Below are 19,541 nucleotides of genomic sequence, written 5' to 3' on the forward strand. Positions count from 1 at the left end.
TGCTTACCTGTTATTAAGCTATTCGCTTTCACTATCGATGCGTAATAGCTCGTCACCATCAGCAACCAAGTCACCCGCGCCAAATAACAATTCTGCCACCACACCATCCGTTGGTGCAGTAATGGTATGCTCAATTTTCATAGCTTCGATAACGGCAAGTGGCTCTCCTTTTTTCACAGTATCACCAACCGCCACTTTAAAGGCAACAACCTGTCCTGGCATCGGTGATTTTAAACTACCGACCGCTGCGGACTCTTCGCCTACGTGCGCCATGATATCAACAAGCGTAATTTCGTCACGGCCACTGTCTGTGAACACATAAACGGTCTCATTAAGTACCCAACTTTGCGCGCTAGTACGTGCACCATCCAACCATAACGTATGATTGTGCTCATCACTACTGGCATAGCTCACTTGACCTTCATAAACCGTTTCTGTCTGAGCAGCGACATTAATATTACTATTATCCTGCGTGTTCGCGACTTCTTTTTCAATAACGAGCGTAAAGCTGCTCGAATTATCAATGCCTTTTTTGCTATCAGAACAATTCGCATTATGCCAGTTACTTATGCGGGCAGTATAAGCACTCTCATCATAAACCAAGCTGAATGAGCGAGTGTAATCATTATAAGCACGGAAACCCGTTGGCTTGCTAAATGGATCTGATCCCTGCGTGGTCGCTTCACTCGCAAGCTGCTGTGTAATGGCGGTCACAACCAGCGTCGATAATACTAAAGGCTGCTGATTGAAAATCGCATCACGCTCGTGCTCAATCAATGCAGTATCGAGATTGGCTTTGCTAAAAGACACCGTATTTAAAATATAGCGCAAAAATGCCGCGTTATTCGGTAAACCGACGATACGCGTTTGGGCAAGTGCTCGATCGAGCTTAGCTAATGCTTGCTCTCGCGTTGGCGCATGAACGATGAGCTTGGCAATCATAGAATCATAGAACGGGCTAATCACATCACCTTCGCGCACTCCATCATCGATACGCACGCCATTACCGTCTTTATCAATCATAAAGGTGCTGTGTTCAGGTTTTTGATACGTAAATAACGTACCTGTCGCTGGCAAGAAGCTATTGTCAGGATTTTCGGCACAGATGCGTGCCTCAATTGCATGACCGTTTATAGTCAGATCATCTTGGGTTTTTGGCAATGGCTGACCCGCAGCAACCAACAGCTGCCATTCAACCAAATCGACACCAGTAATTGCTTCACTGACTGGATGCTCAACCTGTAACCGCGTATTCATTTCCATGAAATAAAAATTCATAGAATCTTCGCGCTGCTCAACGATGAACTCTACCGTGCCTGCACCAACATAATCCACTGCACGGGCCGCTTCGATGGCAGCTGTTCCCATCGCTTCACGCATCGCAATATCAACACCCGGTGCAGGCGCTTCTTCTAATACTTTTTGATGGCGGCGCTGTACGGAGCAATCACGCTCAAATAAATGCACATAGTTGCCATGTGTGTCACCAAATACTTGGATTTCGATATGGCGCGGTTTTAATGCGTATTTCTCAACCAACACTTTATCGTCACCAAAGCTGGTGATCGCTTCACGGCGACATGAGTCTAATAAATCTACAAAATCGCTACTTTGCTCCACGATACGCATGCCTTTACCACCGCCACCTGCACTTGCTTTGATTAAGACTGGATAGCCAATAGCGTCTGCCTGCTGCTGCAAAAATTCTGCATCTTGATTGTCACCGTGATAGCCCGGTATCAATGGCACGCCAGCTGTTTCCATCAACCGCTTGGATTCAGACTTGCCGCCCATGGCACGAATAGCATCCGCCGATGGACCGATAAAGACTAAGCCAGCATCTTGACAGGCTTGCGCGAAGTCAGCATTTTCGCTTAAAAACCCATAACCCGGATGAATCGCTTGTGCACCAGTTTCAAGCGCTATCGCAATAATCGCATCACCTTTTAGGTAGCTGTCTTTAGGAGCTGAGCCACCCAAATAGATCGCCTCATTACAGACAGCCATATGCTTGGCCTCACGATCCGCATCAGAATAAACAGCGACGGTGCTGACACCCAGACGCTTGGCAGTCGCGGCTACTCGGCAGGCAATTTCACCACGGTTGGCAATTAGAATTTTAGAAAACATAACTATCCCTGTGTGTTATCGTTTTTATTTGATGTCTGGTCTATTTACTCATTTATCTCTCATGCATTATTAATCTGCCGTCAACCAGTTGGGCTTACGTTTTTGCAAAAAGGCTTGCACGCCCTCTTTACCTTGCTTTGATGAACGAATATCAGCGATGCCTTTTACCGTATCGGCAATCAGCTCATCAGTGATGGGTGCACCAGCGACATCGTGTAATAGCTGCTTGCAGGTTTTGACTGCATCAGGGCTGTTTTTGACGATTTTGCTACAAAATATAGCGACCTCATCAGCCAGCCATTCTTCGCTAACACGCTCATGGATAAAACCAAGCTGACGTGCTTTTTTGGCATCAAATACTTCAGCACTTAAGAAGTAACGCTGTGACGCTCTAGCACCCAATGCTCGGATGACATAAGGGCTGATAGTCGCAGGAGCTAACCCTAAACGCACTTCACTTAGGCAGAAGTTTGCAATTTTGACAGCGATGGCCACATCACAGACAGCGACTAGACCCATACCGCCTGCGTATACATCGCCTTGGATGGCCGCAACTGTTGGTTTCGGACACTCGTAAATAGTCTTAAGCATTTGCGCTAATTTATCCGCGTCTGCTAGGTTTTCTTCATAGCTATAATCCGCCATGGCACGCATCCAATTCAAATCAGCACCTGCACAAAAGGCCTTGCCAGCAGCCGCTAGTACAATGACACGTACCTCATCATCAGCGCCAAGCGTATTGAATGCATCGGTTAGCTCAGCAATCATTTCATCGTTAAAGGCATTACGTATCTCAGGACGATTTAATGTCACTGTTGCCACATGCTGTTCGACTTTAACCAGTAGGCTTTTATAGTTTTTATCACTGTTTTTTTGCATTATTTTCTCTATATTTTCTATGTAAATACTTAAACAAACGCTTGGTCAATCCATAATAATGTTAATACAAGGAAACCGAATGTAGATGTACAAATCGTACTTCAAATGAGGTTGACGCAGTAGTAGCTTATTATAGGAATGCCTTAAAACTATTACATTCTAAAAACACCAAAAGTCGTCTCTTCGATCGGTGCGTTATAGGCGGCGCTTAACCCTAATGCTAATACATGTCGCGTATCAGCAGGGTCAATCACGCCATCATCCCATAGACGTGCGGTGGCATAATATGGATGACCTTGCTTTTCATACATATCGAGAATCGGCGCTTTAAATGCAGCTTCATCCTCATCACTCCACGCCTCGCCTTTACGATCAAAGTTGTCACGCTTGACCGTTGCCAATACTGATGCTGCTTGCTCTCCGCCCATCACCGAGATACGCGCATTTGGCCACATCCATAAGAAGCGTGGGCTATAAGCACGACCACACATGCCGTAGTTACCAGCACCGAATGAACCACCGACAATGACCGTGAATTTCGGTACTTTTGCATTGGCGACTGCCATGACCATTTTGGCACCATGACGCGCAATGCCTTCGTTTTCATATTTGCGACCGACCATAAAGCCAGTGATGTTTTGCAAAAACACCAATGGGATTTTGCGTTTGCAGCACAGCTCAATGAAGTGCGTGCCTTTCTGCGCTGACTCACTGAACAAGATGCCGTTGTTGGCGATGATACCAACTGGCATCCCTTCGATATGAGCGAATCCACAGACTAGCGTCGTGCCAAATCGTGCTTTGAATTCATCAAAAGCACTGTCATCGACGATACGAGCAATGATTTCTTTGATATCAAATGGCTTGCGCTTATCCGTTGGAATGACGCCGTACAACTCTTTGGCGTCATAGCGTGGTGGACGCGGTTTGATTTGATTGGCCACTTGCTTCGCAGGACGATTTAGATGGCTAACGATGTTGCGCGCAATTGACAACGCATGAGTATCGCTCTGTGCTAAGTGATCGACGACCCCTGACAGACGGGTATGCACATCGCCGCCGCCCAAATCTTCTGCGGTGACCTCTTCACCCGTTGCTGCTTTGACCAGTGGTGGACCACCCAAAAAGATGGTGCCTTGGTCTTTGACAATAATAGACTCGTCACTCATCGCTGGTACATAAGCTCCGCCAGCCGTACAGCTGCCCATGACCACAGCAATCTGAGGAATACCTGCCGCACTCATATTGGCCTGATTAAAGAAGATGCGACCAAAATGTTCTTTATCGGGAAATACGTCATCTTGATTGGGTAAATTAGCACCGCCTGAATCCACCAAATAGACACAAGGCAAGTTGTTTTCTTGCGCGATTTCTTGCGCACGCAGATGTTTTTTGACTGTCATTGGATAATAAGTGCCGCCCTTTACCGTGGCATCATTACAAACGATCATACACTCGGTACCATTGATACGACCGATACCCGCAATCACGCCCGCTGCAGGAATCTCTTCGCCATACATATCATGCGCTGCCATCGGTGCCACTTCTAAAAATGGCGTACCCACATCGAGCAAACGCTCAACACGCTCACGAGGCAAGAGTTTGCCACGGGCTAAATGCTTGGCACGGGCACGCTCTGAACCACCTTGCACAACTTTACGTAAGTGGCCATATAGGTCATCAACCACCGCTTGCATTGCGGCACTATTTTGCTGAAATTCCGCGGCGTTTGGACTCAGTTTACTGGTTATGATAGCGCTCATGATATCCCTTTTCTTTAATGCGTAAATGCGAGTGGCTTTTTTATTTTATGCTTTATTTTAGCTTTTACTCATATATCTTATTCATAAAATAACAGATAAGAGTGGTTAAATTTCTATAAACCCAACTCTTCTTTCATTTGTTCAATGATTTTATATTTCTGAATCTTTCCAGTGATGGTCATCGGATATTCAGTCACGAAACGATAATAAGTCGGCACCTTATAATGGGCAATATGCTCGCTACAGAACTCGCGAACTTCCTCTTCCGTCAAGCTGTCTGCTTCTTTAGGAATAATCCAAGCCGCGAGTACCTCGCCATACTTTTTATCAGGAATACCGACGATTTGCACATCACGAATCTTTGGATGACGGTAGAGATAATTCTCGATTTCGACAGGATAGATATTCTCTCCGCCACGAATGACCATGTCCTTACTACGACCAACGATTTTGACATAGCCGTCTTCGTCCATCGTAGCCAAATCGCCTGTATGCATCCAACTATCTCGGATGGCAGCACGGGTTTTAAAGCGACTGCCCCAATAGCCTTTCATCACTGAATAACCGCGTGTCAATAACTCACCCGTTTCGCCTAGTGCGACAGTCTCACTCGTTTCCGTATTGACAACTTTAACCTCAAGCGCAGGCTGTACTAAACCAACGGTCGATACTTGCTTATCAAGCGGCGTATGTTCATTGGTCTGACAAGATACTGGACTGGTCTCTGTCATGCCATATGCAATGGTGACTTCGCTCATGTGCATCTCATCAATGACACGGCGCATGACTTCGATCGGACAACTAGAGCCTGCCATGATGCCAGTGCGCAAAGTCGATAAATCAAAGTTTTTAAACTCCGGATGGTCAAGCTCAGCGATAAACATCGTTGGCACGCCATGTAGACCTGTACACTTTTCTTCTTCGACTGCTTGCAATACGGTCAATGGCTCAAAGCCGTCATTCGGATAAACGATACAGCCGCCATGCGTGAGAATCGCTAGGTTGCCAAGCACCATACCAAAACAATGATACAAAGGCACTGGAATGCACAGCTTATCTTCTTCAGTAAGGTTCATAGCCTCACCGATGAAGTAACCGTTGTTGAGAATATTGCGATGGCTTAAGGTTGCCCCTTTTGGCGTACCAGTCGTGCCACTAGTGAACTGGACATTGATGGCATCCGTGTTTTTGAGCTGGGCTTGACGCTCTGCAACCCGTGGATCATTGGCATCGCCTTCCGCCATCCATGCAGAGAATTTCTGCATAAAGCCAAAGGTTTCTTCACTGTCAGGCTCATCAATCCAGATGATACGTTCAATCGTTGGAATCTCGACCAAATCAAGCTGAGTGTAGTCTTTATGATAAATTTCAGGACACAGTTCACTGATGAGACTGGCATAATCACTGGTTTTGAAATGGCGCATCAATACCAATGCTGAGCAGCCCAGTTTATTCAAGGCATATTGCAGCTCGAAGGTACGATAGGCAGGGTTAATATTGACGAGGATAACACCGACTTTTGCCGTGGCCAATTGCATGAGCAGCCATTCAGCATTGTTGTGTGACCAGATACCGATGCGATCACCGATTTCTAGCCCCATCTCAATCATACTACTGGCCAGTTGATTGACTTGCTGTTGTAGCTCGCGGTAGGTCCAGCGGATGTTTTGATGGCGAGAAACCAAAGCTTCGCGCTCTGGATACTTAGACACGATAGCATCAAAAAAGTCACCGATAGTCGCTTCAATAAGCGGCACATCAGGACCTTTATCATAGCTTTGGGTAAGCGGTGCATTTGCTGAGCGTGCGCCCATATTAATACTAGGAATGCTATTTAGAATAGTATCAAAATCAATTTGAGTCGCATCAAAATCAGGAGTTTGCGTCATAACGAGTCCTTTCGTTTTACTTTTTATCGTATTGGTCATTTATAGATAGTACGTACTGATAGCCTGTAGACCCGTTACTCTTCCTTGAATAGGTCTTATATAGATTGTCACTACTATACCGTTGTAAACAAACGGCTGTCAATCATAGTAATACAATGCGTATCATTTAATTAAGTACCTATCTTATAAAAGATAGGTACTTAATTAAAACTATCACAAAAATATGGCAAATTGTTGACACAAAAAAGCCAATCATACTATGGCTAGTACCATTGGCTTAATGATTCAAATGAAGAGTCAGCGCAACATTAAAAGACTTAGGTGTTAAGGTTGACTCAACATGACCGTATTGAATATTTGAACGGCAGGGGTTTAATCTTCTAAGCTCTAACGCTCGGCGGTAACTTGATGGTCAACGTAGCGCTAACGTCATCACTATCATTTAGCAAGTCCATGACCAACTCTTCATCACTTTCTGTCTTGACCTGCCAGTTGCCAGTCGCTTGCGGCACACCTGTTACCATGACAGAGATTGCTTTGTTTTTCAGGCGAATCATTGGTGGCTTATGCTCATAACCGTCATGCTCTAGTCCCAATACATCATCGGCAATGGTAGCAGCCTGAGCGCGTAATGGAGCGACGTAACGGCACGGCACGCCATCGATAGACATACAGTCACCAATGGCATAGATATTGGCTGTACTGGTACGCAAGGTTGGCGCATCCACCACGATACCAGTGCGACGATTGAACTCGACGCCAGCAGCAGCAGGTAGCTTATCATCGACCGTCAGACCTGTACTGGCAATCACATGATCTACGATGAGCGGTTCAATTGGCTCAACAGTCGTACTGTCTGTCGCTGATGGCAGTGCCTCGTAACTAACTTCTAGTTTTTCATCACTGAGACGAGTAATACCCGATACTTGATACCCTCCTAAAAAGTTAATCCCTTGCGACTTGACCGCTTGGGCGATACGAGCCGTCGCTTGTGGTGGTAGCATTTGCGATAACGGCGCATCGTTTAAATCAATGAGTGTCACCTGATGACCAGCTTTAAGTAAGTCCTCTGCAATCTCTGTCCCAACCATTCCTGCACCGACGATAGCAACGTGCTGGCTACCTGTTGCTAGCTTTTCTTGCAACTGTCCAAAGCGCTCAATATGATTGACGTGCCAGACTAACTCCTCTGGCAAGCTTTTTGGGAAGATAGGATGCGCACCCATGGCGAGCACCAGCTTGTCATAGCCGATCGTGGCGTAATTGGTATAAACGGGATCTGAGCGCAGTGCAGAGACCAGTTGTAATTCTTGAGTGCTAGCGTCAACATCCGTTACTTCCGTGTTGGCAAGTAGCTTAACGTTTGCAGCTTCTGCGGCATCAACACCAGTGGCTCTGACCAAATCTGCCGCACTTTTCTTTTGGCTAATCGCCATGGTCAGCATTGGCTTGTGATAACGGTCGCCACTATCAGCTGTCACCAACGTAATCGGAATATCTTTATCTTTCGCACGAATCGCATCGATGACATGCCAGCCTGCCAAACCTGCACCAATAATAACGATACCGTTGTTTGATACTTCTGAGTTTTCAGCGCTCATATTAGCTCCAATATAAATAAGAGATTATTTTAGTTGTTAGAATATTGACCGCTATTGTATCAGTAAACAGCCATTCACTCATCTACTCACTTATGTAACCAATCATATCGATATCACGATTAGATGCATCAAGCTATCACGCACAAAAGCGCCTATAAATAGACGCTTCACATGGTAATACAGTCGAATACAAAATTAATGATTGAGAATCTTCGATAAGAACTGCTGTGCACGCTCACTTTTTGCGCCTTCAAAAAACTCATCCTTACTACAGTTCTCAACGATATGGCCTTCATCCATAAAGATGATACGATTGGCTACTTGACTGGCAAAACCCATTTCATGCGTCACGCACATCATGGTCATACCATCACGAGTCAGTTCCACCATCACATCGAGCACTTCTTGAATCATCTCAGGATCAAGTGCTGACGTTGGCTCATCGAACAACATCGCTATGGGATCCATCGCGAGCGCACGCGCAATGGCGACTCGCTGCTGTTGACCACCTGATAGTTCAGCAGGATATTTATTGGCTTGAACGGTCAACCCTACTCGATCTAAATAAGCCATTGCCTTTTGCTTGGCTTCCGCTTCTTTACGACCCAATACTTTAATTTGCGCAACCATTAAATTATCGATGATGGTCAAGTGAGGGAATAGCTCAAAATGCTGAAACACCATGCCGACACGGCTACGTAGCTTAGGTAAGTTGGTTTTTGGATCACCGACAGAGATGCCGTTGACCATGATATTGCCTTTTTGGAAAGGCTCTAGCCCGTTCACTGTCTTAATCAAGGTGGACTTACCGCTACCCGATGGACCACAGACCACGACGACATCGCCTTTGTGGACATGAGCGGTACAGTCAGTCAGCACCTGAAAGTCGCCATACCACTTGCTAACGCTATCTATCTCAACGACCATCTCACTGCTAGCATGACCACTGTCTGTGACCAGTCCACCAAAGTCATTTATAAACGTTTTAGCATCATTCATCATTGGCTCCTAGCCTTATTCTTACTCTTGCCAAATTGCATTTATTCAAAATATAGTTAATCCTCTGTAAAAGAGTGACAGCGTTAACCTCGCTTGAAGTATTACATATACATCTGCACTCGGTTGCCTTGTCTCTCTTTTAAACTGAATCAACGATACATTAATCACAAATGCAGTTAAATTTTGAAAGCATTAGAGCCAATCAAATGAGATCAGATAACCATGTTCAGACAATCATGCATTGATCGACTCTAACGCTTAACAGTCCTTTATTAAAACCTTAACCTTTTCTGTACGCGCTGTACGCCGACTGAAGCTGCCAAGCTTAAGACAAAATACACGGCTCCAGCGCCTAAGATGTAAGGCGTCAATAATCCCATTAGCTCACCACGTACGTATGCTGCTCGGAAGAAGTCGGTCAAACCAATAGCGAATACTAAGGTCGTATCTTGGAATAAGATAATACATTGCTGCAATATGAGCGGCAGCATCTTGCGAAAGGCCTGTGGCAAAATGACCAGACGCATCGTCTGCCCATAAGTCATGCCCAATGCTTTTGCCGCATTAACCTGACCACTACCGATAGACTGAATACCCGCACGGACAACTTCTGAGAAGTAGGCCGCTTCGAACATCATAAAGGCGACCACACAAGAGGCAAAGGCTGCATCTAGTTGTAAATACTTACCTGCCACCCAAAAATAAATCATCGGGACGGCAAAGTAGAACCACAGTAGCACCAACAGTAACGGTACGGATCTAAAATAATTAACATACAGCTTGGCGGGAATCTCTAATGCTTTGATACCTGATAAGCGCATGAGCGCCAATACCGTACCTAAGCTGATACCACCGACAATAGCCAAAAACAGAACTTTTAGCGTGGTAATCATCCCACCCATTAATCCTGGATATGCGGTCGCAAGTTCGGTCATCATATTCATTTCTGACTCCCTGCGATAAGCCCTGGTACTCTTAATTTACGCTCGATCAAACCCATAATAGCGATGAGTGAGAGATTAAAGACGAGGTAGATAATCGTCGCATAAGTATAAATCTCAAGGCTATTCTGTGTATATTCGCTGATGGTTTTGGTTTGACTGATGAGCTCCATGACACCAACTAGTGAGGCGACAGAGGCATTTTTAAAACAGTTGGTCAGCTCAGAACTAAGCGGCGGTAAGATAATACGGAATGCTTGTGGTAGCAGGACTTGCTTGTAAGCTTGCGGAATAGTAAAGCCTAGTGCATACGCCGCATTTACTTGTCCTTTTGGTAGCGACTCGATACCCGTACGCACTTGCTCGACTATACGAGCTGCTGTAAACAATCCTAAACCAATACTGGCTGAGAGCATCGCGGATGTATTCGGCGATAAATCTCTAAACCACCACTCTTGTAGCGCTGGCGTCAACCAACCAGGTGCCACATAAAACCAAAAAAATAGCTGCACAAGCAGCGGAATATTACGAAAAAAGGTCACATAAGCAGTGCCAATGCGACGAGCTGTTTTGTTAGGTAAGGTACGCATAATACCGAAGACAGTACCGACGACCATCGCGATGGTCCAAGCAATACTACCAATCAGTAATAACCAACCAAGACCAGTAATCATCCAGTGGATATACAGCTCATTGCCAATACCCGTATGCTCAAAGAGCACACCCCAGTTCCAGCTATAATTCATGATTGTCTCTCCGAACAGCGATTGAAAAACTTACGTGTCAGATGAGCGATAAGTTCGATCTGAACACGTAAGCAAGCTAGATTGAAGGACAAATACTACTGTGCTGCTGCTACTTTTGGCTGATCGCTATCATGTGGATTGGCGATAAGTGCTTTTAGGTTGTCTGACATCTCAAAGTTCAAGTTGACGTTCTTTGGTGGAATTGGGTTTAGGAACCACTTGTCATAGATGCTATTGATTTCGCCTGAGCTAAAGGTTTTGTTCAGCGCGTCATTTACGACTGTTTTGAATTCCGGATCGTCTTTACGCATCATACAACCATAAATTTCAAACGATTGCGGCGTACCAACGATAACCCATTCATCAGGATTTTTAGCTTTGGCTTTTTCGCCTGCTAGCAATACATCATCCATCATAAACGCATCAGCGCGGCCGCTCTCTAACATCAAGAAGCCTTCGCCATGATCTTTAGCAGAGATGATATCGGTATCCATCTTTTTCTCGTCATTGTACTGACGAATATAACGCTCTGAAGTCGTACCAGCGGTAGTTACTAGGCGCTTACCTTTTAGGTCTTCAAAGTCATTGATGCCAGAATCTACCTTGGTCAATAGACGTGTGCCAATCTCAAAGAAACCATTAGAGAAAGCCACTTGCTCTTGACGCTCGACATTATTGGTTGTTGAACCACACTCAAAGTCAACCGTGCCGTTTTGAACCAAAGGAATACGAGTTTGTGAGGTGATGAGGTTATAACGAACTTCTAGATCTGGCATGTTGAGTTTTTCTTTAATACCCTCAACCACTTTCATCTCTAGATCATGTGCATAGCCCATAGGCTGATTAGGATCATCAGCAACATATGAAAAAGGAATAGAAGAATCACGATAGCCGACAACGATAGTGCCAGAGTCTTTAATTTTTTGTAGCGTACCATTCATGGTTTCTGTCGCTGCTGCATCATCTGCTGGCGCGTCAGTGCTAGTGTCGCTGCTGTTATTACAGCCTGTTAGGCCTAATGCCACTAGAGCAGCTAAAGTCAACGGTTTAGAAAAGAAGTAAGTCATGAAAAACATCCTTTATCACATTATTACGAGATTTAATGAGTGTTGGACAACATAGTGCTTATTGCCTAACCTAGTTACCATGTATCCATACGGTTGTTGCTGTTGTTTATCACAATGCAACTGAATGTTACTGTACAACAAATTTAATGCTGGTAGTAAACTTTTTTAGTAAAGGATTCATTTTTCCACATATGTACGTTTCAGCAGGTGCAGCCACCTCATCGCTGTCATATATCTATAGCTATGTCGGTCTAGACAATTAATTTTTCACAGATTCATCCTAGCGTTATGCCATACAGATACGACCTACGAGTGGCTTTCTTATACCAAAACTAGGTAGATTTGGTGATATTTAGACTGACGATAAACCATAAATATGTGCAAACAGTACGAGAGAGATGATTGATAAATCACGATGAATCCCCATAAAGCAAACAACTTCTTAATACTACACATGACCTATGACACAAGACACTCAAGCCCCAAATACGGACAGCCAAGCCGCTAGCAACCACCATGACAACGACGTGCGCCAACGCTTCTTTATCGAAGACTCTCCCGTACGTGGTGACGTGGTGCGCCTATCACGCAGCTACGCGAGCACGATTGCACAAAAGCCTTATCCCGAAGCCATCAAACGCTTACTGGGTGAGATGCTGACGGCAGCGAGTTTGCTCATCAGCACGGTCAAAATAAACGGTCGCCTATCTATTCAGTTGCAGTCATCAGACAGCGACAGCTTGCTAAACTGGGCGATGGCAGAATGCGATCAAAACGGTGTTATCCGTGCGCTTGCCAGCTGGAAAGCTGAAACGGATGAGCAAGTACAAGCGTGGGACAATATGATCCATGCCAAAGAAGCCTTTGCTGAACTAGGCGAACCTGGACAAGGCGTATTGTTTATCAATATTCAGCCTGAAGGTGGCGAGCCATATCAAGGTATCGTTGAGCGTAGCCATGACAATTTGGCTGACTGCTTGGCGCATTATCAAAAGCAATCTGCACAGATTCCGACGTTGATTAATTTGGCGTCTGACGGCCTGCAAGCGGGTGGTATATTGGTACAGATGCTGCCTCGTACTGCCGCAGAGACTTATGAAGTTGAGCAAAACGAAGATGCTGGTATCGATGATGATTTGTGGATACGTCTGTCTGTATTGACGCGTACGGTCAAGGCAGAAGAGCTGACCACACTGGATGCCAACGAGATTTTGTATCGCTTGTATCATGAAGAAAACATCGTCGCACCTGAGCCTGCGCCGTTATCATTTGGTTGTACCTGCTCACGCGAAAAATGTGAGATGGCCATTGAGCAAGTTGGCGAAGCAGAGGCATTAGATATCGTGGAAGAGCAAGGCGGCACGTTTGAGATGGATTGCGGATTCTGCGGTGAAGTCTATAAATTTAATAAAAATGATGTAGCAGCAATATTTGCTGAGTAGTTTCTAATCATCAGTATCAAACAGTATTTATAAAAAAGCCCTCAAGCATGATGCTTGGGGGTTTTTTTCTTATACTGAGTCTTTAAAATATTGGGATTCATGGTGCTAATAACAGCCAGAAAATTCAAAATCGTTTACACCGCCACATCCCAACTTCTAGGATAAGAATATATCCGATCTTCACCAGTATAGTCACGCTGACCATTATCCAATAACCATGCAACTACTTGCTCACGCACTCTTCTACTATTGATTAGATTCATATGGCTCACACCATAAAACACTGCTTTGTGACCATCTGGCACAAACAGCGCATGCTCAGTATCATCTTCACCTAGCGCAGAGGCTACTGATACGAGACCATCACCTAACAAGTCCGTCATCTTAGAGTCATAATGCGTCTCGACTAGGGCACTGGCGACAAAGTAGGTTTTGATACCACTGGGCAAACCGGTAGGATGACGAAAGTCTTGTGGCAGCACACTACGTCCTTCTAAAGATTTCCAATCAACATCACGGATACTGCCATGACGCAGATCAATGATACCCGCACTACGCATATCACCCAGCTTTGCAAGCGAGCCTGCAAACGGCAGCTTGGCAATAATTTCTTGCACGTAATTACCAATACGTTCCAGCACGGCACCGTGATGTGGCGAGCCTAACGTGACGAGATTACCGACTCGCTTCACCCAATCTAAGTGATCTTGCTCACCATAAAACAGCGCGCTGCGAGAGACCAAGCCGCCCATACTATGACCAACCAAATCTATCTGACTGATATTAGGGTTGTCATCGACCAACTCTTGCAATATTCGGCAAAACTTACGACCGCTGCGTGAGATACGTCGACCCGTATTATAATCAAGATATAGCACCGTGGTATCAGGCTGACTAAGACTAATCGCACTGCCAAGACCATTACCCTCTTGTGATTGCCAACTCAAATGGCTCATGCATAGACCGTGACATAGGATGACCACGCGCCCTGATAGTTTTTCACGTTCTGGCAGTTTTTCATGTTCTGACAGTACTTCACATTGTGGGTTGCCGTCTTTATCGTACAGCACCATCGGAATGGCGAGCGGGTTTTGGCTGTTGACCAAATGATCGCCCATGACGCCATTTAATATATTGACCAGTTTTTTTAAGGACTCAGGCAATGGCTGAGATGTCTTTTGCATAATGATGTTTTTATATACTCTGAGCACCGATGCCAGATTATTACCCACCATCAGCATGACATGACGTATCGTGCCATAAATGCGGCCAGTGATACCGCGCTGCCACTTGTTTAGATGATTTTCGTTAAAACGACCTAGAGGGCGCAAAATCACTTCACGATGAATGGCTTCTACAATGTCAGTCACTTCTACTACACCCGTGGTAGCAAGCTGTGCCAATCCTTCAAAAAATTCAGCCAAAGCAACTGGCTTTATCGTCGTTTCATGTCCCTCATCTGCCAATAACTTAACCAACTCATCCACATCAATGGCTTCGAGTTGATCTATCTGCTCATACACATCGCTGTGTACTGGCATATCACTCTCTGAGGCAAAATGCGCTTCAAGCTCATGACGTACACAAGCGTTATTACCAGTATAGCCATGGCTCATACGGTCATTATAAAAACCATATGGACTATTCATAATGTTGTTCATAGCACTCATTGTATTGACACATTCAGCAGAAAGGTAAGTGTCTATACTAGTCTTTAAACAGCGTAAATAGAAGAAATCATTGGGTTTTGAAGCGTATTTATTGTTAGGAAATATTGTGGGAAAGTATTGATAGGCAGTTGATGTTGCTTGTCTTTTTTTAATATGGCCCGCGAACTGCTAAACCGCTACAGCGTTACCCTCCCTAGATGTACTACTTGTACAATCTGAAGTCGGCTGCCTTGTACCCATTTTAGAGTTCTTTGACCATGCTATGCCCAAACAAAAAAATCTCAAGCCATCGCTTGAGATTTTTTTGGTAAAATGCTTAGGGTCTGTCACCAGCTCGATATGGCGCGAATGATTTACGAGAACGATTCTGCCAGTATCACATCACCATCATTTTTAGTAATCATAACCGTAGCAGATCTCGGCGTGCTACCACCTTTGACAGCACCCCAAGCATTACCCGGATGCTGAATATTGATAAATAAGGTTTTAAAATCTGGTGTCATGGTAATACCAGTCACTTCACAGCCTTCAGGACCGACAAAGAAACGCTTAAGATTGTCATCAGTCGCTGCCAAGCCTATACGAGTCTCTTGCCCTGTCGAGGCTGTTTTAACTGACCCATCATTCACTTTACCGGGCAATGCTGCCAATAGCATACAGTTGGTCGTGTCTGTATATGCACCATCATCTGTTTGAATCCACAATACGCCGCGCGGGTCAAAAAATAAACCGTCTGGAGAAGACAAATCGTTATTGGCATTCAATCCTGATAGATTTTCTGCAGATTTGTCACTAGGGGATGCAAACAGGTAGATATCCCACTCAAAACTGGTGGCTGCATGATCGCCATTTGTTTCGGCCCAGCGGATGATATGACCATTATCATTACCAGCGGCTTTACCGTTCACATTGTAACTGCGAGGATTACTGGCTGAAACAGGCTGATCGTCATCGACGCCGCGGTTTTTATTATTGGTCAGGGTTACATACACTTCACCAGTAACAGGGCTGACAGATACCCATTCAGGGCGATCCATCTTCGTAGCACCCAACACATCGGCAGCTGCACGTGCAAAGACTAATACGTCATCTTGACCATTAAACGGCAGTACACTGTTGGTGCTATCTAACCCGTTTTGACCATAAACCAACGGCTGCCATGTGCCACTGCCATCTTCATTAAAGATTGCCGTGTACAGCGTCCCTTCGTTCATGTATTTGTCACCCGCTTTTAGGCCACCACCAATATCGCTTTTCGACCACTTAGTTTTTGACACGAATTTATAAATATACTCACCGCGTGAGTCATCACCCATATAAAACACAACAGGGCGACCTTGCTTAACAGGTGCAAACGCACAATTTTCATGAGCGAAACGACCCAAAGCTGTACGTTTTCGCGGCATAGCGTTTTTGTCAAACGGGTCAATTTCGGTGATATAGCCAAAGGTATTAAATGCATTACGATAATCATCAATGGCCGTTTTACCTGCGACGGTCATGTTCCAGCGCGCAAACTCATCAGTCATGGTAGCGTCTGCTGCTTTTGGTGTATGCCACAAGTAACCCCAAGTAGCATGATCTTCTTTTGCACCATAACGCTCGCGGCCATAATTTTGGGCAGCACTTAATTGGCTAGCGTCTTTACCGCGAGCAAATACCCCTAAGAAATTCTCTTCAGTGGTCAAATAAGTTCCCCAAGGCGACAACCCTGCCCCGCAGTTATTATTAATACCACGCGTCTTCAGGCCAGTAGGGTCAAATTTAGTCTTGACCAAGTCAGATCCTGCAACAGGGCCAGTGAGCTGTGATGGAGTACTACTGGTGATGCGGCGGTTATATTTAGAGTCGCGAACCATCTCGTACCCTTTGCCACTAGCACGGCGCTTCATCTCAACTACCGCCACCCCATGACAATTCACCTCACGGCGCACATCAGTGGCACGACGAACTTCTTGAAAAATAGGCTCAGCACTGCTGTCTTTTTTTACATCATAGCCAAACGGGCTTAATTCGGCGCTGTTCACGTATTCATGATTCATGACTAGCAAGCCGCTTTCAGAGGCTTTGACATCATAATTGTTACCTGTTTTGCCAAAAAACCACATACCATCGTGGTTGTCACCCATGCGCCAATCAAATGATTCGGCAGATTGTTCACGATTGTCTTTCCAATCCTCGATTCCTGACATCAGCGGCGTACCCAGTGGCAGTATCATTTCCGCCTTGTAGCCATCAGCCACGCTCATTTCTGCTGCAGTCGAATGTGCCACTGCGGTGAACTTTAATGTTTCTGGGCGGCTTCGATTACCATGTGCTGGTACAGCGGCATCATCGCCACTACGAACTGTTATGGTGCTATTGACGCCTTTGGTATGACCAACCAATGGTAATGCACCAAAAAAGGCGGCAGCTGTCAATCCCGTGCCACCTTTTAATAAACTACGGCGGTTCAAGCGACGACTGATAATGGTTTGAAAATCCATATTATTAGTAGGGTTAGAATCTTCAACGACTTCATGAGCGAGATTTTGCTTATCATTTATTTGATTGTTGTTTGCTTGCTGATCGTTATTTACTGGCTTATTGCTTAATAGGGTCATTATCAGTCACCTTGTTATTCGGCTGGATTGTCATAAAAAATGTCATGGCACTGCTATTAACAGCACCAAAAAAATATGAAGTAGCCGCTATCCTACTCAGCATTCATGACAGTATGTTGAACGTTAGATGACAATCTGATGACAAGAAGTTTTGGTAATCCTATAAAACAAAAAAATCCCAAGCGCTAACTTGGGATTTTTTGACATGAGTTTGAGGTTAAATACGACAGTAGCAAGCTTATTGTACTTGTGATACCCACTCATGTGCGCCTAACTTAAGTTTTACTTGATCACCGGCTTGCAATATACCAACACCACTTGGGGTGCCAGTCATAATCACATCGCCTGCTTGTAAGCTAAACGCGTGGCTAATTTCTGCAAGTAACTCGTAAACTGAAAACAGCATTAAGGCGCTATCACCATCTTGCTTGAGCTCATCATTGATGGTGAGTTGATAGTTTACTTGGCTAAAATCCCCAAAGGCTTGTGGATCAACCCAATCAGCTAGGACACAAGAGCCATCAAAGCACTTGGCACGCTCCCATGGATGACCTTTTTCTTTTAGCTTACTTTGCAAGTCACGTAACGTTAAGTCCAATCCCAACGTCACACCACCAATCGCTTGCTTGGCTTGCTCAGCAGTTGCCGCAGATAGATCCGCTGACAGCTGAATACAAAGCTCGGCTTCGTAATGCGTATCGCCATATACTGCTGAATCAGGACGAACAATGGCATTGCGTGTGCTGACCACTGATGATGCCGGCTTCATAAATAAGATGGGTGATTTCGGTATCTCATTTCCCAGCTCGCGGGCATGTTCGGCATAATTACGACCAACACAGACCACCTTGCCGATGGGGGCACGCAATCTGTTGTTAACATTGGCGACACTGGTATCATCATGGACGCTAGTAGAAATCGCATCGGCTAAAGACATATGTGGTGACTGGCTCATAATAGGCGCTCACAGCAAATTATTGTTATTTTCGTAAATGTACATACCGCACTATTTAGTCTAGGGCGTGTCGTATCGTGTCCTAGCATTATGCTTATGATAAATAATTTTTGCCACAACTTCTTAAGGAATCGTACTAGTAATCACATCTGGTGGTACATAACTTGTGTGGCGATTCATTCTCTTTTCAAACAATCTAAAGCTAAACAAAATCACCCATGATAATAGTAGATACACGATACCAGCAGCGAAGAACAACTCCATCAAGGTATAAGTACGCGCACTAATCGTACGAGCAACCCCTGTGATATCCATCAACGCAATGGTAGATGCCAATGCACTGCCCTTGAGCATAAAGATGACTTCGTTACTGTAGGCTGGAATCACAATACCAAAGGCACGAGGCAACGTAATACGTGTCAGCTTCTGCCACTTTGACATGCCAATAGCATCAGCCGCTTCCAACTCACCAACAGGAATGGTCTGAATCGCACCGCGAATGATTTCTGCTAGATAAGCACTGGTATTCAGCGTGAAAGCAATAATGGCACACCAATACGCTTGGCTAAGTACAGGTTCCCATAAAAACGATTCACGTACTGCCTCGAATTGACCCAGACCATAATAAATCAAAAATATCTGTACCAATAGCGGCGTACCACGGAAAAAGAAGATATAAGAGAATGGCAATATTTGCACCAGCCAGCTCTTTGACAAGCGTAGCTGTGCTAAAACCAAACCAAAAAATAGGCCGATAATACCGGAGACAACGACCAGCTGTGCGGTCAACACAGCGCCCTCTAATAACTCAGGAATATTATCAAAAATGACCTGCCAATTCCAATCCATAGTATCT

14 protein-coding genes are annotated in these 19,541 nt (G+C 45.0%); 1 reads left to right on the top strand and 13 read right to left on the bottom strand.

Annotation, left to right across the window (positions count from 1 at the left end; genetic code table 11):
* Positions 1-18: 18 nt before the first annotated feature.
* The 9 genes from JMW61_RS02270 to JMW61_RS02310 all read right to left on the bottom strand — a co-directional run bounded on the left by JMW61_RS02270 (position 19) and on the right by JMW61_RS02310 (position 12,015).
* On the bottom strand, positions 19-2,130 hold the full coding sequence (locus JMW61_RS02270; RefSeq protein ID WP_201549119.1) for an acetyl/propionyl/methylcrotonyl-CoA carboxylase subunit alpha: 2,112 nt from the start codon (positions 2,128-2,130) through the stop codon (positions 19-21).
* Positions 2,131-2,199: 69 nt separating this feature from the next.
* Positions 2,200-3,009, bottom strand: a complete 810-nt coding sequence (locus JMW61_RS02275) for an enoyl-CoA hydratase/isomerase family protein (protein WP_201549120.1) — start codon at positions 3,007-3,009, stop codon at positions 2,200-2,202.
* A gap of 152 nt (positions 3,010-3,161) precedes the next feature.
* On the bottom strand, positions 3,162-4,772 hold the full coding sequence (locus tag JMW61_RS02280) for a carboxyl transferase domain-containing protein (RefSeq protein WP_201549121.1): 1,611 nt from the start codon (positions 4,770-4,772) through the stop codon (positions 3,162-3,164).
* A 113-nt stretch (positions 4,773-4,885) separates the two neighbouring features.
* Entirely contained in the window at positions 4,886-6,661 is a 1,776-nt protein-coding gene (locus JMW61_RS02285; protein ID WP_201549122.1) for an AMP-binding protein, read from the bottom strand.
* 380 nt (positions 6,662-7,041) lie between these two features.
* The gene (locus tag JMW61_RS02290; protein ID WP_201549125.1) at positions 7,042-8,262 is read right to left on the bottom strand and encodes an FAD-dependent oxidoreductase; all 1,221 of its coding nucleotides are present in this window, start codon (positions 8,260-8,262) and stop codon (positions 7,042-7,044) included.
* 195 nt (positions 8,263-8,457) lie between these two features.
* Positions 8,458-9,189 (bottom strand): amino acid ABC transporter ATP-binding protein, encoded by a 732-nt coding sequence (locus JMW61_RS02295; RefSeq protein WP_197215988.1) that lies wholly within the window; start codon positions 9,187-9,189, stop codon positions 8,458-8,460.
* 344 nt (positions 9,190-9,533) lie between these two features.
* Positions 9,534-10,205: an ABC transporter permease subunit gene (locus JMW61_RS02300; RefSeq protein WP_201549127.1), complete on the bottom strand. Its 672-nt coding sequence runs from the start codon at positions 10,203-10,205 to the stop codon at positions 9,534-9,536.
* The gene (locus JMW61_RS02305) at positions 10,202-10,948 is read right to left on the bottom strand and encodes an amino acid ABC transporter permease (protein ID WP_110921780.1); all 747 of its coding nucleotides are present in this window, start codon (positions 10,946-10,948) and stop codon (positions 10,202-10,204) included. Before JMW61_RS02305 ends, JMW61_RS02300 begins: the two co-directional genes overlap by 4 nt.
* Positions 10,949-11,043: 95 nt before the next feature.
* Positions 11,044-12,015: a glutamate/aspartate ABC transporter substrate-binding protein gene (locus tag JMW61_RS02310; RefSeq protein ID WP_201549129.1), complete on the bottom strand. Its 972-nt coding sequence runs from the start codon at positions 12,013-12,015 to the stop codon at positions 11,044-11,046.
* A gap of 461 nt (positions 12,016-12,476) precedes the next feature.
* Between JMW61_RS02310 and hslO the strand changes: the two genes are divergently transcribed.
* Entirely contained in the window at positions 12,477-13,457 is a 981-nt protein-coding gene (hslO, locus tag JMW61_RS02315; RefSeq protein ID WP_201549137.1) for an Hsp33 family molecular chaperone HslO, read from the top strand.
* 134 nt (positions 13,458-13,591) lie between these two features.
* On the opposite strand, the gene JMW61_RS02320 is transcribed toward hslO, so the two are convergent.
* The 4 genes from JMW61_RS02320 to JMW61_RS02335 all read right to left on the bottom strand — a co-directional run bounded on the left by JMW61_RS02320 (position 13,592) and on the right by JMW61_RS02335 (position 19,534).
* Positions 13,592-15,106: a GPI inositol-deacylase gene (locus tag JMW61_RS02320; RefSeq protein WP_227687336.1), complete on the bottom strand. Its 1,515-nt coding sequence runs from the start codon at positions 15,104-15,106 to the stop codon at positions 13,592-13,594.
* Positions 15,107-15,480: 374 nt separating this feature from the next.
* Positions 15,481-17,613 (bottom strand): PhoX family protein, encoded by a 2,133-nt coding sequence (locus JMW61_RS02325; RefSeq protein ID WP_227687405.1) that lies wholly within the window; start codon positions 17,611-17,613, stop codon positions 15,481-15,483.
* Between the two features lie 355 nt (positions 17,614-17,968).
* Positions 17,969-18,685 (bottom strand): fumarylacetoacetate hydrolase family protein, encoded by a 717-nt coding sequence (locus JMW61_RS02330; protein WP_201549141.1) that lies wholly within the window; start codon positions 18,683-18,685, stop codon positions 17,969-17,971.
* 123 nt (positions 18,686-18,808) lie between these two features.
* A complete protein-coding gene (locus JMW61_RS02335; protein WP_110921786.1) occupies positions 18,809-19,534 on the bottom strand; it encodes an ABC transporter permease in 726 nt (241 codons plus the stop codon).
* Between the last annotated feature and the right edge of the window lie 7 nt (positions 19,535-19,541).

The organism is Psychrobacter fjordensis, from assembly GCF_904845995.1.
GTDB classification, from domain to species: Bacteria; Pseudomonadota; Gammaproteobacteria; order Pseudomonadales; family Moraxellaceae; genus Psychrobacter; species Psychrobacter fjordensis.

Bases quoted from the DNA above. Each gene is read 5' to 3' on its own strand.
- JMW61_RS02270 (WP_201549119.1), bottom strand. From the start codon at position 2,130: ATGTTTTCTAAAATTCTAATTGCCAACCGTGGTGAAATTGCCTGCCGA.
- JMW61_RS02275 (WP_201549120.1), bottom strand. From the start codon at position 3,009: ATGCAAAAAAACAGTGATAAAAACTATAAAAGCCTACTGGTTAAAGTC.
- JMW61_RS02280 (WP_201549121.1), bottom strand. From the start codon at position 4,772: ATGAGCGCTATCATAACCAGTAAACTGAGTCCAAACGCCGCGGAATTT.
- JMW61_RS02285 (WP_201549122.1), bottom strand. From the start codon at position 6,661: ATGACGCAAACTCCTGATTTTGATGCGACTCAAATTGATTTTGATACT.
- JMW61_RS02290 (WP_201549125.1), bottom strand. From the start codon at position 8,262: ATGAGCGCTGAAAACTCAGAAGTATCAAACAACGGTATCGTTATTATT.
- JMW61_RS02295 (WP_197215988.1), bottom strand. From the start codon at position 9,189: ATGGTCGTTGAGATAGATAGCGTTAGCAAGTGGTATGGCGACTTTCAG.
- JMW61_RS02300 (WP_201549127.1), bottom strand. From the start codon at position 10,205: ATGAATATGATGACCGAACTTGCGACCGCATATCCAGGATTAATGGGT.
- JMW61_RS02305 (WP_110921780.1), bottom strand. From the start codon at position 10,948: ATGAATTATAGCTGGAACTGGGGTGTGCTCTTTGAGCATACGGGTATT.
- JMW61_RS02310 (WP_201549129.1), bottom strand. From the start codon at position 12,015: ATGACTTACTTCTTTTCTAAACCGTTGACTTTAGCTGCTCTAGTGGCA.
- hslO (WP_201549137.1), top strand. From the start codon at position 12,477: ATGACACAAGACACTCAAGCCCCAAATACGGACAGCCAAGCCGCTAGC.
- JMW61_RS02320 (WP_227687336.1), bottom strand. From the start codon at position 15,106: ATGAATAGTCCATATGGTTTTTATAATGACCGTATGAGCCATGGCTAT.
- JMW61_RS02325 (WP_227687405.1), bottom strand. From the start codon at position 17,613: ATGGATTTTCAAACCATTATCAGTCGTCGCTTGAACCGCCGTAGTTTA.
- JMW61_RS02330 (WP_201549141.1), bottom strand. From the start codon at position 18,685: ATGAGCCAGTCACCACATATGTCTTTAGCCGATGCGATTTCTACTAGC.
- JMW61_RS02335 (WP_110921786.1), bottom strand. From the start codon at position 19,534: ATGGATTGGAATTGGCAGGTCATTTTTGATAATATTCCTGAGTTATTA.